This window comes from Acidovorax sp. CCYZU-2555 (assembly GCF_018413525.1).
In the GTDB taxonomy this organism is placed as follows: domain Bacteria; phylum Pseudomonadota; class Gammaproteobacteria; order Burkholderiales; family Burkholderiaceae_C; genus Comamonas.
The window spans coordinates 37238-51806 of the sequence record NZ_JAHCDD010000009.1 but is presented as its reverse complement, the minus strand read 5'-3'; the positions used below and the strand labels follow the sequence as shown (position 1 = coordinate 51806).

At 64.9% G+C, this 14569-nt stretch carries 11 protein-coding genes and 1 riboswitch; of the genes, 6 read left to right on the top strand and 5 right to left on the bottom strand.

The genetic code is table 11. From position 1 onward, the window contains the following. Nucleotides 1-61: 61 nt before the first annotated feature. A riboswitch (S-adenosyl-L-homocysteine riboswitch) is annotated at nucleotides 62-176 on the bottom strand. A gap of 78 nt (nucleotides 177-254) precedes the next feature. The 3 genes from KHY18_RS04835 to KHY18_RS04825 all read right to left on the bottom strand — a co-directional run bounded on the left by KHY18_RS04835 (nucleotide 255) and on the right by KHY18_RS04825 (nucleotide 4461). Continuing rightward, nucleotides 255-1496: an MFS transporter gene (locus tag KHY18_RS04835; protein WP_213294925.1), complete on the bottom strand. Its 1242-nt coding sequence runs from the start codon at nucleotides 1494-1496 to the stop codon at nucleotides 255-257. A gap of 71 nt (nucleotides 1497-1567) precedes the next feature. Further along, nucleotides 1568-2908, bottom strand: coding sequence for a cytochrome P450 (locus KHY18_RS04830; RefSeq protein ID WP_213294923.1), 1341 nt, complete (start codon nucleotides 2906-2908; stop codon nucleotides 1568-1570). Next, entirely contained in the window at nucleotides 2905-4461 is a 1557-nt protein-coding gene (locus KHY18_RS04825; protein ID WP_213294921.1) for a hypothetical protein, read from the bottom strand. Before KHY18_RS04825 ends, KHY18_RS04830 begins: the two co-directional genes overlap by 4 nt. 355 nt (nucleotides 4462-4816) lie before the next feature. Here KHY18_RS04825 and KHY18_RS04820 point away from each other — a divergent pair, with 355 nt between their 5' ends. From KHY18_RS04820 to KHY18_RS04795, 6 genes are all read left to right on the top strand, one after another. After that, on the top strand, nucleotides 4817-6442 hold the full coding sequence (locus KHY18_RS04820) for a peptide chain release factor 3 (RefSeq protein ID WP_213294918.1): 1626 nt from the start codon (nucleotides 4817-4819) through the stop codon (nucleotides 6440-6442). A gap of 5 nt (nucleotides 6443-6447) precedes the next feature. Further along, nucleotides 6448-7260 carry an HAD-IIB family hydrolase gene (locus KHY18_RS04815; RefSeq protein WP_502768282.1) on the top strand — a complete coding sequence of 271 codons (813 nt, stop codon included), beginning with the start codon at nucleotides 6448-6450 and terminating at the stop codon, nucleotides 7258-7260. Between the two features lie 178 nt (nucleotides 7261-7438). Next, on the top strand, nucleotides 7439-8425 hold the full coding sequence (locus KHY18_RS04810; protein ID WP_213294913.1) for a TRAP transporter substrate-binding protein: 987 nt from the start codon (nucleotides 7439-7441) through the stop codon (nucleotides 8423-8425). A gap of 221 nt (nucleotides 8426-8646) precedes the next feature. Continuing rightward, complete coding sequence (locus KHY18_RS04805) at nucleotides 8647-9162, top strand: TRAP transporter small permease (protein WP_213294910.1); 516 nt, start codon at nucleotides 8647-8649, stop codon at nucleotides 9160-9162. Between the two features lie 14 nt (nucleotides 9163-9176). Continuing rightward, nucleotides 9177-10463, top strand: a complete 1287-nt coding sequence (locus KHY18_RS04800) for a TRAP transporter large permease (RefSeq protein WP_213294907.1) — start codon at nucleotides 9177-9179, stop codon at nucleotides 10461-10463. A 288-nt stretch (nucleotides 10464-10751) separates the two neighbouring features. Continuing rightward, entirely contained in the window at nucleotides 10752-12671 is a 1920-nt protein-coding gene (locus KHY18_RS04795) for a DUF3857 domain-containing protein (RefSeq protein ID WP_213294905.1), read from the top strand. A 99-nt stretch (nucleotides 12672-12770) separates the two neighbouring features. On the opposite strand, the gene KHY18_RS04790 is transcribed toward KHY18_RS04795, so the two are convergent. Further along, entirely contained in the window at nucleotides 12771-13088 is a 318-nt protein-coding gene (locus KHY18_RS04790) for a hypothetical protein (RefSeq protein WP_213294902.1), read from the bottom strand. Nucleotides 13089-13215: 127 nt separating this feature from the next. Further along, nucleotides 13216-14499 (bottom strand): hypothetical protein, encoded by a 1284-nt coding sequence (locus tag KHY18_RS04785; protein WP_213294899.1) that lies wholly within the window; start codon nucleotides 14497-14499, stop codon nucleotides 13216-13218. Nucleotides 14500-14569: the final 70 nt, after the last annotated feature.

Sequence of the window (14569 nt, the reverse complement as noted above, 5' to 3'; positions counted from 1 at the left end):
GTTTTCTCCGTTACGGATGGCAAAACCACGCTCTGGGGGAAGACACTCACCGCACAGACGACGTGGGCGAGCGTCGTTGCTGACGCCGGGGCACAGGCCGCGCGGCGGGTTCCGAGCCTCACGTACCGCCGGGCACCGAAATAGTGCGGGGGTGCGCTGCAACGCTCCTCGGAAAGCCGGTATTGTACTAAAAAGCGGGCGGCATGCTGCTCGCCCCCCTTCGTCCTGAGCGCGTCGAAGGATGAACTGCCTGTCTACAGCGCCGCAGCGGCCTTTGCCTTGGGCGCCAGGCGCTTTACGCGCAGCGCCAGCAACAGCACCCCGGCCAGCAGCACCAGCATGCTGGCCACCAGACCCGGCCAGCCGGTGTTCTGCAGGAACCAGCCGCCGCCCGCGCCCAGCAGGCTGGACCCCAGGTAATAGCCGAGCAAATAAAGCGACGACGCATGGCCCTTGGCCTGGGTCGCAAGCCGGCCCACCCAGCCGCTGGCCACGGAATGCGCGGTGAAGAAGCCCATGGTCAGCAGCGCGATGCCCAGCACGATGGCGCTCAGCTGCGCCGCCAAGGTCAGCAGCACGCCCAGCGCCATCAGCGCCACGCCGCTCAGCAGCACGGGCGCACGGCCGAAGCGGTCGGCCAGCGCGCCGGCCACGGGCGAGGCCACCACGCCGAACAGATAGGCATAGAACACATGGCTGATCTGCAAGGAGCTCAGCGCATGGGGCGCGCCAGCCAGCAGAAAGCCGACGTAGTTATAAATGCTGACGAACACGCCCATCAGGCCGAAGCCGATCAGGAACAGCGACAACAGACCGGGCTGGGCCAGATGCCGGCCCCAGGCCTGCAGATGGTAGGCCGCGCCCAGGCCCGACTTGCGCACGAAGTTGCGCGACGCGGGCAGCAGCAGATAGAAACCGACGGCCGCGCACAGATTGACCAGGCTCAGCGCGGCCAGCGCAATATGCCAGTCGACGTATTCGGTCATCACGCCCATGGCCACGCGCCCGAGCATTCCGCCCAGCGCCGAACCGCCGACATAAAGCCCCATCGCAAAGCCCAGCCCCCGGGGCTCGATCTCTTCGGACAGGTAGGCCATGGCCACGGCCGGCACGCCGCCGAGCAGAAAGCCTTCGAGCGCGCGCGCCGCAAGCAGCGTCTCCCAGCTCGGCGCCAGGCTGGCCGCGAGATTGCACAGCGCCGCCAGCAGCATGGAGACAAACATCAGGCCGCGCCGCCCCAGGCCTTCGGACAGCGCGCCCGCCAGCACGATGGCCACCGCGAGACATCCCGTGGTCAGCGACAGCGACAGCGCGCTGTTCGCGGGCGTGACGCCGAAGTGGGCGACGAACGCCGGCAGCAGCGGCTGCACGCAGTACAGCAGCGAGAACGTCGCAAAGCCCGCGAGAAACAGCGCCAGGCTGATGCGTCGATAGGCCGGCGAGCCGCGCTGGACCCAGGAAGCTTGCGGCGCGGCGCCGCTCGTTGGGGAGGACATGACCAGAGCAGGAGAAAGACAGACCTGCCGATTGTGCGGCGCAACACAACTCCCCGCGGCGCGCAGACCATTCACTGCGGTCCGCGCCGCCGTTCCTGCACGATCATGGGAATGCCGCCGCGCGGCCCCAGGCTCAGCGCGCGGCGCGCGTGCACCACCGTCTGCGAGCCAAGCAGCCGCAGGCGATGGTGGCGCACGATGGTCGCGACGACGACCTTCAATTCATACATCGCGAACGCCGCGCCCAGGCAGCGGCGCGCGCCGCCGCCGAAAGGGATGTATTCGAACGGCGAATACCTGCGCTCCAGGAAGCGCTCGGGCCGGAAGCGCCAGGGCTCGGGATAGAGTTCGGGCCGGGAATGCAGCAGCGCGCTCGAGGCGCGCAGCACCTCGCCCGCGGGAATCGTATAGCCCAGCAACTCGAACGGCGCGCGCACGACACGCGCCGGATCGACCACCGGCGGATAAAGCCGCAGGCACTCCTTGCAGACCACTTCGAGATACGGCAGCGCCGCCAGCGCTTCGGGCGAGGGCGCGGGCCCCAGGTCGTCGATCTCCTGCGCAATGCGGTCATGCACCGCCGGCTCGCGCCCCAGCCAATAAAAGATCCAGGCCAGCACCGTGGCCGTGGCCTCATGCCCGGCAAACAGCAGCCCGCGCAGTTGATCGAGGATTTCCGCGTCGCTCATGCCCCAGCCGTCGTCGTAGCGCGCCGCCAGCAGCCGGCCCAGCAGATCGTCTCCGAGCGTGCCCGATGCGCGGCGTGCGCGCATCTGTTCCAGCAGCAGCCCGGCCAATGCGTCCACCGCGCGCTGGTTTCTGGCCCAGGGGCCATGGCCGCCCAGAACGCGGCGCGCCGACGGAAAAAGAAAGAGGACCACATGCAACGACTCGATGAGTTCGAGCACCGCCGCACGGGTGCGCGTGACCCGCGCCGCGTCCTGCATGCCGAATACCACCCGGATCATGATGTCGAGCGTGATGCGCTGGGTCACATCGAGCATGCGGAACGGGCGCCCGACCTCGACCTGCGCCATCTTTTCCTCGGCGACCGCGGCCATGGTCGCGCCATCCGCGCGCATCGCGGGTCCGCTGAACGCCGGCGCGAGGATATTGCGGTCCTGTCGGTGCCGGTCACCCGAGATCACCACCACCGACGCTTTGCCGAACACCGGCTCGATGAAGCCCCCGCCCCACACATCGAAGCAGTCGGGGCTGGCCGTGTAGATCGTGCGCAGCGCCTCGGGGTTGCCGGTGAACGTGACGGGGCGCGAGAAGTACGACACGCGGAACGGGTCGCCATATCTTGCGGCCAGGCGCGCCAGCACCTGCACCGGCGGCGTGAGCCCGGCCTGGAAGAAGTTCAGCGGTCTCAGCCAGCGCGGCCCCGGCGGCAGCGGGCGCGCGCTCATGCCGGGCTCGTGACCGCGGCCCGGCTGGGGCTGCCGGGGTCGGTGCGATCTATGCCCAGGCGATCCTGCGCGGCAACGTCCAGCGACAGGCTCAGCTGCGCATCGACGGCGTCAAACACTGTGTGGACCATGGCGACCGCGACCCGTGCCTGCTCGGCGCTCAGCGGCTCGCTCTTGAACGGATAGCTTCGCCCGGGGTCGATCTCGCCGTCGGCATGGGCGAGGTAATGCCGGTCGGCGAGATAGTCGAGCCGCTGGCCGGTGTCGCGCTCGACGGCCAGCGCGAGTTCGCGGGTGTTCGCGAAGAAGGCCTCGCCGCTGGCTTCGAGCGCCTCGAGCAGCCAGAACCGCAGCACGGTCGATTCATGCGCGAGCGCGAGCTTGGTGAACTTGGCGATGTTGCAGCGGTGCAGGTCGGTGCCGGAATCGAGGAAGAGGAATTCGAGCGTGTCGCTGGAACGCCAGCCCAGGGCCGCGTCCATGCCCAAGGCATCCCAGTCGTTGAGGAACAGTTCGCTGTGCGTCTCCAGCGCCTGCACCCAGCGGTTGAAGGCGCGCTCGTCGAGCTGCTGCGGCGACTTGAAGCGCAGCGCGTAACGGTTCAGGTCGCGATAGCCCATGATGTCCATCACCCACATCGGAATGAAGCGCTGCAGGCGGCGCAGCGGCGACAGCGGGCCGCTGGCCTGCAGCCATGCATAGAAGGGATGGCGCGCCGTGCCCGCCTTGCGGCTCTCCAGCACGCGTTGCACCTCGGCATGGCGTCCCACGATCGCCTGCGCCTGTGGCGGCCCGGCATCTGGCCGGGGCCGCATCGGTGGCAGGGGCCGGCGCGTGCGCTGCGGCGCGACACCGCGCCCGACGTAGTTGCGCGCATAGGCATTGAAGCAGTCGTGCATGCCGAAGAAGATGTCGAACATCGCGTTGGCCAGCACCAGGCCTTTTTCGCGCCGCTGCGGATCGAGCTGCTGGCGGTCGAACACGCCTTCGGACGCAATCACATGTCCCTGCTCGCGCTGCAGGTGATAGTCGCCGAAATAGCGGTAATCGACGTCTGTCCGGCGCCGCAGCTCGACCGCCAGCGGGCTCACGGCGCTGAAGAAGGCATTGCCACAGGCTTCGCCGGCCTCCGAATGGGCAAAGCGCAGCAGCGGATCGCCGCGGTCGACCACCGTCATCCGCGCGAAGTCGAACGCGTAGGCGCGAAACGGCTCGGTCTCCGGCGCCAGGAACAGCCACCACAGCGCGTCTGACGCGCGCCAGCCCAGCTTTTCGTCGAGCTGCAGCTTGCGCCAGTCTTCGATGAAGAGACGCGAGTGGGTCTCGTCCTCGTCGGTATTGCCGTTGATGACCTGCTCGAACGCGTTGGCGGCGCCTTCGAAGCGTATGAACCACAGGTTCATGTCGCGGAAGTTCATGACGAAGTTGGCCATGATCGGCGCGATGTCGAGCTTGATGCCCAGAGGGACCTCGGCGTCACGCATCCACGCGAAGAAAGGATGGGCCGCCAGACGCTCCTTTCGGGCGGCAGCCAGCGCTAATATGCTCTTCATAAGACAAGCTCCTGGTCGGTGGTGGCCTGCGCCTCTGTCCGTACCCGCTGCATTCGGGAGACTCCATGGTCACCGAAGTCAAATCCAGGCCATGCCATCAAAGCCAGATATCGGCATGTCAGCAAAACCAGATGCCAGGCCGACATCAACGCGCCCCCCGTCGTCGGACGCCAACCGCAGGCGCGTAGCGTAGGTGCGCCCCCGTTTATTCCCGCTGCGCCCCACCGGTGCGCCGCGCTCGCTAAAATCCTGGTCTTCTTCGGGTCCCGTCGTCAGGCGCTGCATCAGCGCCGCGCACACGCGCCCGTCCGCCTTACTGCAGCCGGCCTCACCGCCAGCGACCACCCACCCGCACATGTCCTACGCTTCTGAGACCCGGCGCCGCCGCACGTTCGCCATCATTTCCCACCCGGATGCGGGCAAGACCACGCTGACCGAAAAGCTGCTGCTGTTCTCGGGCGCGATCCAGATCGCGGGCGCAGTGAAGGGCCGCAAGGCCAGCCGCCATGCGACGTCCGACTGGATGGAAATCGAAAAGCAGCGCGGCATTTCGGTGGCCTCGTCGGTCATGCAGATGTCCTACCGCGACCATGTGGTGAACCTGCTCGACACCCCGGGCCACAAGGACTTCTCCGAAGACACCTACCGCGTGCTCACGGCCGTCGACTCGGCGCTGATGGTGATCGATGCAGCCAACGGCGTCGAAGCCCAGACGCGCCGGCTGATCGAAGTCTGCCGCCAGCGCGACACGCCCATCATCACCTTCGTCAACAAGATGGACCGCGAAGTGCGCGATCCGCTGGACATCATGGATGAAGTCGAGCGCGAGCTGGGCATGCCCTGCTGCCCCATGACCTGGCCCGTGGGCCAGGGCAAGGCCTTCGGCGGCATCATCAACCTGCGCACGCGCACCATGACGGTGTTCGAGTCGGGCAGCGAGCGCCGCCCGCAGGACTTCGAAGCCATTCCGCTGACCGATGTCGACAAGCTGCGCGCGCGCTTCGGCGACACCTTCGACACCGCGATGGAAAGCATGGAGCTGGCCGTCGGCGCATCGCCGGAATGGGACCACGAAGCATTTCTCGCCGGCAAGCTGACGCCGGTGTTCTTTGGCTCGGGCGTGAACAACTTCGGCGTGATGGAAGTGCTGGACGCACTGGTCGACATGTCGCCCTCGCCCGGCCCGCGCGTCAGCACGCTGGTCGTGAACAAGCAGCCCGTGGTCAAGACCATAGAACCCGAAGACACGGGTTTCTCGGGCGTGGTGTTCAAGGTGCAGGCGAATATGGATGCGAATCACCGCGACCGCATCGCCTTCGTGCGCGTGGCCTCGGGCCGTTATGTGCCGGGCATGAAGCTGCGCGTGCAGCGCACCGGCAAGGACATGCGTCCGACTTCCGTCGTGACCTTCATGAGCCAGCGCCGCGAAGCCGTCGAAGAAGCCTATGCGGGCGACATCATCGGCTTCACCATCCATGGCGGCGTGCAGCTCGGCGACACCATCACCGATGGCGCGGCGCTGCAGTTCACCGGCCTGCCGTTCTTCGCGCCCGAAATGTTCATGACCGTGGTGCTGAAGAACCCGCTGCGCACCAAGCAGTTGCAGCAGGGCCTGGCCCAGCTCGGCGAAGAAGGCGCGATCCAGGTGTTCAAGCCCGATGCGGGCGGCAACATGCTGCTGGGCGCGATCGGCCAGCTGCAGTTCGAAGTCGTGCAGCACCGCCTCAAGGCCGAGTACGACGCCGACATCCGCCTCGAAGGCTGCCAGTACACGGGCGCGCGCTGGATCACGGCCGACACCCCGGCCGAACTGCGCGAGTTCGAAAACGCCTATGTGCTGCGCATGGCGCACGACGCCGCGGGCACGCTGGCGTATCTGTGCACTTCGCCCTACGACGTGCGCCTGGCGCAGGAGCGCTTTCCCAAGATCCACTTCCACCCGCTGCGCGAGCATGCGGGCCTGTCGCTGAGCAATAGCTGATCGATATGGCTTCCATGGAAACTCTGCTGCCCCTGGGGCAATGGCCTCGCCCTGCGCCGGGCCGGTTGCTCGGTGTGCTCACCGATATCGACGACACCCTCACCACCGACGGCGAAGTGCCCGCGCATGTGGTCGCATCGATCGCCGCGCTGCGCGATGCCGGCCTCAAGGTCGTGCCCATCACGGGCCGCCCCGTGGGCTGGAGCGAACCGTTCGCCCAGGCCTGGCCGGTCGATGCCATCGTTGCCGAGAACGGCGCCGTGGCGCTGCGCCGCAACGCGGCCGGCGGCCTCGACAAGCTCTATCAGCAAGACGCGGCCACGCGCAGCGCCAATTTCGCGCGCATGCAGCAAGTGCTTGAACAGATCGAGGCCACGGTGCCCGGCGCGCGCCGCGCGACCGACTCGGCGGGCCGCGAATGCGACATCGCCGTGGACCACAGCGAATTCACCCAGCTGCCCCAGGCGCAGATCGACGAATGCGTGGCGATCATGCGCGCGGCCGGCATGAATGCCACCGTGAGCTCCATCCACATCAACGGCTGGTTCGGCGCGCACAACAAGTGGGAAGGCGCGCAGTGGATAGTGCGCACGCTGTTCGACCGCGACCTGGCCGCCGAGCTCGATCGCTGGGTCTACATCGGTGACTCCACCAATGACCAGCTGATGTTCGAGCGCTTCGGCCACAGTTTCGGCGTGGCCAACATCGCGCGCTTCGTGCCCCAGCTCGCGCACCTGCCGCGCTATGTGACGCCCAGCGAGCGTGGCGAAGGTTTTGTCGAGCTGTCCAACGCCATTCTGGGCCGTACCCCGGCCTGAGCCAGGCACAGCCCGCGCATTCGGCGATGGCATCCATCGCCGAATGCGATCAACCTGTCACATGAATGTCGGCAATGTCCGACAACGCCCATCCAATGGGAGCTTGTTCCCGCGCAACAGCACCTAAAATGCGCCAGCGTTCCCGTTCCTATTTCACCACCTACAAGAGACAACTGCCATGCGCATGATTCGCCGTTCCTTCGTTGCCACCTGCGTCGCGGCTGCTGCAGCCACTGCTGCCGTGCCAGCCCTTGCCCAATCCAAGGAAGTCAAGATCGGGTATGCGCTGGCGATCAACTCGCACTACGGCGCAGCCGCCCAGGCCTGGGCCGACTCCGTCGAAAAGAACACCAACAACGCGTTCAAGTTCAAGCAGTTCCCCGCATCGGCGCTGGGCGGCGAGCGCGAGCTGATCGAAGGCCTGCAACTGGGCACCGTCGAGGCCGTGATCGTGTCCACGGGCGCGCTGAGCAACTTCGTTCCCGATGTGGGCGTGGTCGACATTCCTTTCCTGTTCCGTGACACGACGCATGCGCGCGCCGTGCTCGACGGCGCTTTCGGCCAGGACCTGCTGGGCAAGTTCCAGAAGCGCGGCCTGATCGCGCTGGCCTGGGGCGAGCAAGGCTTTCGCCACCTGACCAACAACAAGCACGCGGTGCAGAACGTTGCCGACCTCAAGGGCCTGAAGATCCGCGTGACCGAGAACCCGGTGCACATCACGGCCTTCCGCACGCTGGGCGCTTCGCCCACGCCCATGTCCTGGCCCGAAGTGATCGGCGCGCTGCAGCAGGGCACGATCGACGGCCAGGAAAACCCGATTTCGGTGCTGTCGTCGGCCAAGCTGTGGCAAGTGCAAAAGCACCTGACGCTCAGCGCCCACGTCTACGCGCCCGTCGCGCTGATCGTCTCGCCCGGCTTCTGGGCCAGCCTGAACGACACGCAAAAAGCCGCGTTCACGCAAGGCGCCAAGAGCGGCGCGCTGGCCTCGCGCGCGTTTGTCGACGCGGTCGAGAAGAAGGGCGTGGAAGAAGCCAAGTCGCACGGCATGCAGGTCGTGGAAAAGGTCGACCAGGCCGCTTTCCGCAAGGCCCTGGAGCCCGCATACAAGCAATACGCCACCAAGTTCGGCCAGAAGACGCTGGACAGCATTTCGAATACTAAGTAGCACCCCCTGAGCCGCTTACGCGGCTTCCCCTGAACAAGGGACGCAGGGAGGCGTGCCCCCTCGGGGCCCTGTGGACTGGGCGGCCCTTCCTCGGTGCCCCCCACGTTGTGCCCGTCAGTTACCTAAATCTGAGGTAGCGGCAGTGCCACAGATAAGTGAATTTTTTCAGAAAGCGGCTGCGCCCGTACTCCCCGGTATGCGCCACGACAGCCGATATGCATATGCTTGAACGAATCGAACGCGCACTTGTCGCCTGCAACCGCTGGCTGCTCATCGTGCTGCTGCTGGCCATGGCCTGCATCGTCTTTGCCAACGTGGTGCTGCGCTACACCACGGGCGACTCCATCGTCTGGGCCGAGGAAGTGGCGCGCCACATGATGATCTGGGTCACGTTCCTGGGCGCGGGCCTGGTGCTGCGCTTTGGCGGCCATGTCGCGATCGACAACCTGCACCGCGCCGTGAGCACGCGCTCGGCACGCATTCTGCGCGCCATCGTGGTCGTGGGTATTGCGGGCTTCTGCGTCTTCATGACCTATTTCTCGGTGCTCTACGCCTGGGCCACGCGCTTCCAGACCACGGCAGCGACCGACATTCCGATTTCCTATATCTATCTGGCGATGCCCGTGGGCTTCGCGCTGATGCTGGTGCACCTGCTGTTCGTCGCGCGCAACTACATCACGGCCGGCGATTACGCGCAGTCCGAAGAGATGAATGCGGACGCCGCAGCGTCCATCTAAGAGGTTCAAGCACCATGGGTATCACCCTTTTCATCGCCATCATCGTCCTGCTCGTGCTGGGCTTTCCGGTGGCCTTCGCTCTGGCCATCTCGGCCGCGCTGGCCGTGCTGGTCGGCGGCCGCTACCCCCAGCTGGTCGTGTTCAAGGAAATGTTCACCGGCATCGACAGCTTTCCGCTGATGGCCGTGCCGTTTTTCATTCTGTCGGCCGAGCTGATGTCGGGCGGCGCGCTGACCCATGTGCTGCTGCGCTTTGCCGCGCAGTTCGTCGGTCACCTGCGCGGCGGCCTGGGCTATGCCAACGTGCTGTCGCTGACGCTGTTCTCGGGCATTTCGGGTTCGGCCCTGGCCGACGCCGCGGGCCCGGGCTCGATGATGGTCAAGATGATGGACAAGGCCGGCTACGCCCGTCCCTATGCCGCGGCGCTCACGGCCAGCACGGCCATCGTCGGCCCCATCATTCCGCCTTCGGTCAGCATGATCATCTATGCGATGCAGGATGAGAACGTCTCGGTCGGCGGGCTGTTCATGGCCGGCTTCATTCCCGGCATCCTGATCGCGCTGGCCATGGCCGGCGTCAACTGGTGGGTCTGCAAGAAGCGCAACTACCATTCGTCCGAGCCACGTCCGACCGCGCGTCAGATGTGGGTCACGAGCTTCAAGGCGATTCCCGCGCTGATGCTGATCGTGCTGATCGTCGTCGGCATCCGTTTCGGCATCTTCACGCCCACCGAAGCTTCGGTGGTCGCGGTGTTCTACGCCCTGGTCTGCGGCAAGTGGATCTACCGCACGCTCGAATGGAAAGCCATTCCCGGCATCACCGCGCGCTCGGCCATGCTCACCGCTTCGGTGCTGCTGGTGATGGCCACCTCGGCGGCCTTCGCCTGGGTGCTCACGGTGGAAGGCATTCCGCAGTATCTGTCGGAGCTGATCGTCAGCTGGAACCTGTCGCCGACCATGTTCCTGGTCGCGGTCAACATCCTGCTGCTGGTGTTCGGCATCTTCATGGAGCCGCTGCCCGGCGTGATGATCCTGGTGCCCATCCTGGCGCCCATCGCGTTCAGCCTGGGCATCGATCCCACGCACTTCGCCATGGTGGTGATCGTCAACCTGACGCTGGGCATGATCACGCCGCCGGTCGGCGGCCTGCTGTTCGTGACCGCGGTCGCAACGCGCGTGACCATCACCGACCTGACGCGCGAAATGCCGCTGTTCCTGCTGGCCCACCTCGTGGTGCTGATCCTGCTGACCTTCATTCCCGAACTGTCGACCTGGCTGCCTCACTCGCTGGGCTTCCAGTAAACCGCGCCCTCCTCCGCTACCAAGGCCCCGCATGTCGGGGCCTTTTTTCATGGCGCGGCCGATGGCATGCGGTCCGAAAAACCATGGGCAGCAGCAAAAAAACAAGACAAGCTATCGAATAATAAATACAATAGTATTTATCAATGATGCATTGCAGGGCATGGCTTTACCGATCCTGGCACGCCGGATCCAGGGCGAGCTTGCATGCGGCAGACCACCGCCGCCGCACGGGAATGCAATTCAGCGCCATGCATCTTGATGGAAAAAATAATTCTTCAAGAGCCAAACATGAAACTCATCATTACGTCACTTGCCCTGCTGACATGCCTTGTCGCGGCGCATCCCGCCAACGCGCACGCCACGGCGTCAGGCCCGTCGACCGCACAGACCGCGGCAATCAGCAATGACTTCAGCTTCGTGCGCTACCGCGCCGACCATGAAGTGAATGCGGATGCCACCAGCGTATCGACCGAAAACGTGGAGATCCTGCTGAAGACCAAGGCGGCCATCGACCAGTTCAGCCAGGTTTATCAAAGCTACAGCGAAAAGATGGAGACGCTGGAAGTGCTCTCGGCCTATACGCTGACCGCCGACGGCCAGCGCCATGACGTGGAGCCGGAACGCATCTACACCCAGGCAAGCCATTCCAGTGCCGCGGCGCCGATCTATGCCGATCACAAGGTGCGCGTCATCGTGTTTCCCAACCTGGCTCCCGGCAATCGTCTGGCCTACCAGGTACGCCGCACGCGCAAGATCCCCCATTTCCCCGGCTATTTCAGCCTGTGGAACACCTTCAGCCTATTCAACCAGTATGAAAATGCCGAAGTCACCCTGACGGCGCCGGCCGACATGCCGATGAATGTGTTCAGCCGCGATGTGCAAGGCAGCAATACCGCGACCCTGAGCGATGGCCGCGCGCACTGGCGCTGGCAATATCAGCGCGCCCAGCCCCTGGCGGTGCAGAACCGCGCGGCGCCGGTGTGGACCTTCAGCCCGACCATCATGGCCAGCACCTATGGCGACTGGACACAGCTCGCCAAGGCCTACCAGTTGAAGGCCAAGCCGGCGGCCGAAGTCACGCCAGCCATCCGCGTGCTGGCGGAAGAAATCACACAGGGAGTGACAGAGCGCCGTGCCCAGGCCGCCGCCTTGCACCATTGGGTTGCACAGAACATTCGCTATGTCGCGGTATATCTGGGCAATGGCGGCCTAGAGCCCCACAGCGCGCAAAGCGTTCTGGACCACCGCTATGGAGATTGCAAGGACCATGTCGTCCTGCTGGAAGCGCTGCTGGCAGCCAAGGGAATCGCCAGTTCGCCGGTATTGATAGGCGCGGGCGGCGGCCCGATCCTGTCCAGCATTCCCCTGGTCGAGCGTTTCAACCATGTGATGACCTACCTCCCCGAGTTTGATCTGTATGTGGACTCGACCAGCCCCTGGGCCCGTTTTGGCCAGTTGCCCGCCGACGATCTGGGTGCCCCGGTGTTGCACACCCATGACGCCCGGCTGGCCTACACGCCGCACAGAGATTTTGTGCGCAACCGCAGCAGTGTCACGGTGGACCTGGTTTTCGACCCATCGGGCAACCTGCACGGCCAGACACGGCTGGAATTGAGCGAAAGCGACGAAATCTACCAACGCGCCCAGTTCTCCCAGCTGAATGCACAGAACCGCACGGCTGTGGAGGAGTCGTTCATGGCCGCCAGCGGCATGGACGGCCATGGACGCATCGAAATGAAGGGCGACCCCTTCGACCTGAATCTCCCGTTCAGCTCCACCTATGCCTTTCAGGCAAACGACTTCATCGATTTCAGCATGGTGGGCGGCATCGTCGTACCGACGCCGCCTGGCAGTTGGTCAATTCGCAGTCTGGCATCGAGCGCCGCCGCCCCGGCGAACGCCACGCCGTTTTCGTGCGACGTGGGACAGCGGGAGGAAACCTATCACGTGGAGTTTCCCGCCCACATCCCCATCATCGCCATTCCCGCCAACCAGCATTTCCGCAACGCGGCCGGCGAGTACCGGGCGCAATGGACACGCAAAGGCCAGCGCGTGAGCGTTCACCACCGGATTCAATTGAATGCGATGCGCGGCAACTGCAAGCTGTGCCAGCCAGAGGACTACCCTGAGATCCGTGCACTGTTCCAGCAGGCGCACCGCGGTTTTCGTGGACAGATCGTGCATGGCAAGCTGTCGGGCTTGCAGTGAGCAGCGACGCTTCAAAAGAAAAGGTCCCGCATTTTGTGCGGGACCTTTTTTGTCTGTGCCGCCGTGATCTCCGCTGCGGCCGCCAGAATCAACGCTGGCTCAGCCTTCCCAGCCCGAGTGCTTTTCGCACAATGCCTTGGTGCTCTTGCCTTTGGGCGTTTCGGCGAAACGCGCGAGGCTGCCCTTGAAGTCCTCGGGCGTCTCGTTCCAGACGCAGGTGCAGTAGGCCTGCGCCATGGTCTGGCCCTTGATCAGGCTTTTTGCATTGCCTCCGGTGTAGTTCTCGTTGGATGTCTTGATACAGGCCGCGTACTGGCTGTCGCCGGCCGGCGGCTTGTTGTAGTCCGTGGCAGCCATCGCGGCCCCTGTCGAAGCCAGCATCGCGGCGGACAGGAAAGCAAAGAACAGTTTTTTCATTTTGGAGGAGGTGAGTTTGCAAAAAGATTTTTGCGAACTCACGCTACCACTGCCAAAGAAGAAAGTAATGTAATTTACAAAATGTAACGAATTGCTTTTCTTTCGCACTACCTCCAGACATTCGCGCTCAACCGCCGACGATGGCCGAGACGTCGAGCACATACATCTGGCGCTGGTGTTCATGCACCGAGTCGATGCAGACCTCGCGGCCGTCGCGGCTCCAGCGCGGGTGCAGGTCGCAGCGGTTTTCCTTGCTCAGGTCGGGCGTCGCGTAGAAGCTGCCCAGGTTGCGGCGCTCGCCGGTCTGCATGTCGAACAGGAACAGGAAGCGCTCGTGCGTCCGGTCATCGGGATAGGTATCGCTGAGCAGCCAGCGCGTGCTCACGGGCGAGAACGTCATGTGGCCGTTCTCGACCAGTACGTCGCGACCGACCACCTGCACTTCCCCGCCGTCCACGTCATGGTAGAGGTGGTAGTGGATCTCGCCCGCGTGCGGGCCCCAGACGATGATGTGCGAATCGTCCTGCCACAGCGGGTGCGAGATCTGGTACTCGGACTTCTCGTAGTCGAACGTGCCCACGGCGCTGGGATCGAAGTCGGCGGCGAGCTGCGGCAGCGGGTGGTCCGAGCATTCGAGCAGGCGCATGTCCGAGCCGTCGGGGTTCATGGTGATCAGGCGGTGCAGGAAGCAGGTCTCGTCCTTCACGCGCTCGGTCCAGCGGTGCAGGAACAGCATGCGCGACGACGCCGGATTGACTTCGATATGGCTGACCCAGTGGATCGCCTTCTCCATCGAGGCCTTGGGCTGAAACGCCTTGAGGTCGGCGTAGCTGACCAGCAGCGCGGCTTCGCCCGTGCCCATGTCCATGCGCCAGATGCCGTCGTCCGCGGGCGCGAGCGGCAGATCGAACGGGCCGCCGACTTCGCTGTAGCCAATGGTCTCGTGCGTCACATACAGACGCCGGTAATTGACCGAAAGCGCCCACTGGCTGCTGGGCGCGACCACATACACCGGCATGGGCAGCACGCGGCGCGCCAGCGTATCGACATCGACGACCACCGCGCCGAACCCAGGGTAGCGCGCCGCCATGTCGCCCGTGCGGTCGTTGTAGACCAGTTGACGTCCCGCGGCGCCCGCCAGCCACTGCAGCTGGCTGCCCATCTGCCAGTTCCAGGCACCGGTCTCGCCGACCGCATGGAAGCGGTCGCCGTCCAGCGTGTCGAAATAGCCGATGGTGGCCTTGGCGTCGGGCGTCAGGTATTGGTCCATCGCGGGCGTGCGCTGGCCCGCGATCAGGCGGTTGCTGCGGTCCCAGTTGGACTTGTTGTAGTAGCCGAAGAAATGGTGCTGGCTGCCATCGCCCACGCGACGGCAGGGCACGTAGGGGGCGGCGTTGGAAGATTCGGTCATGGAAGAAATGGAATGCTGAAAGGAAGCTGCCCGGCGGTCCGGGCAGAGGGAGGCGTGGGGTGGGCGCAGG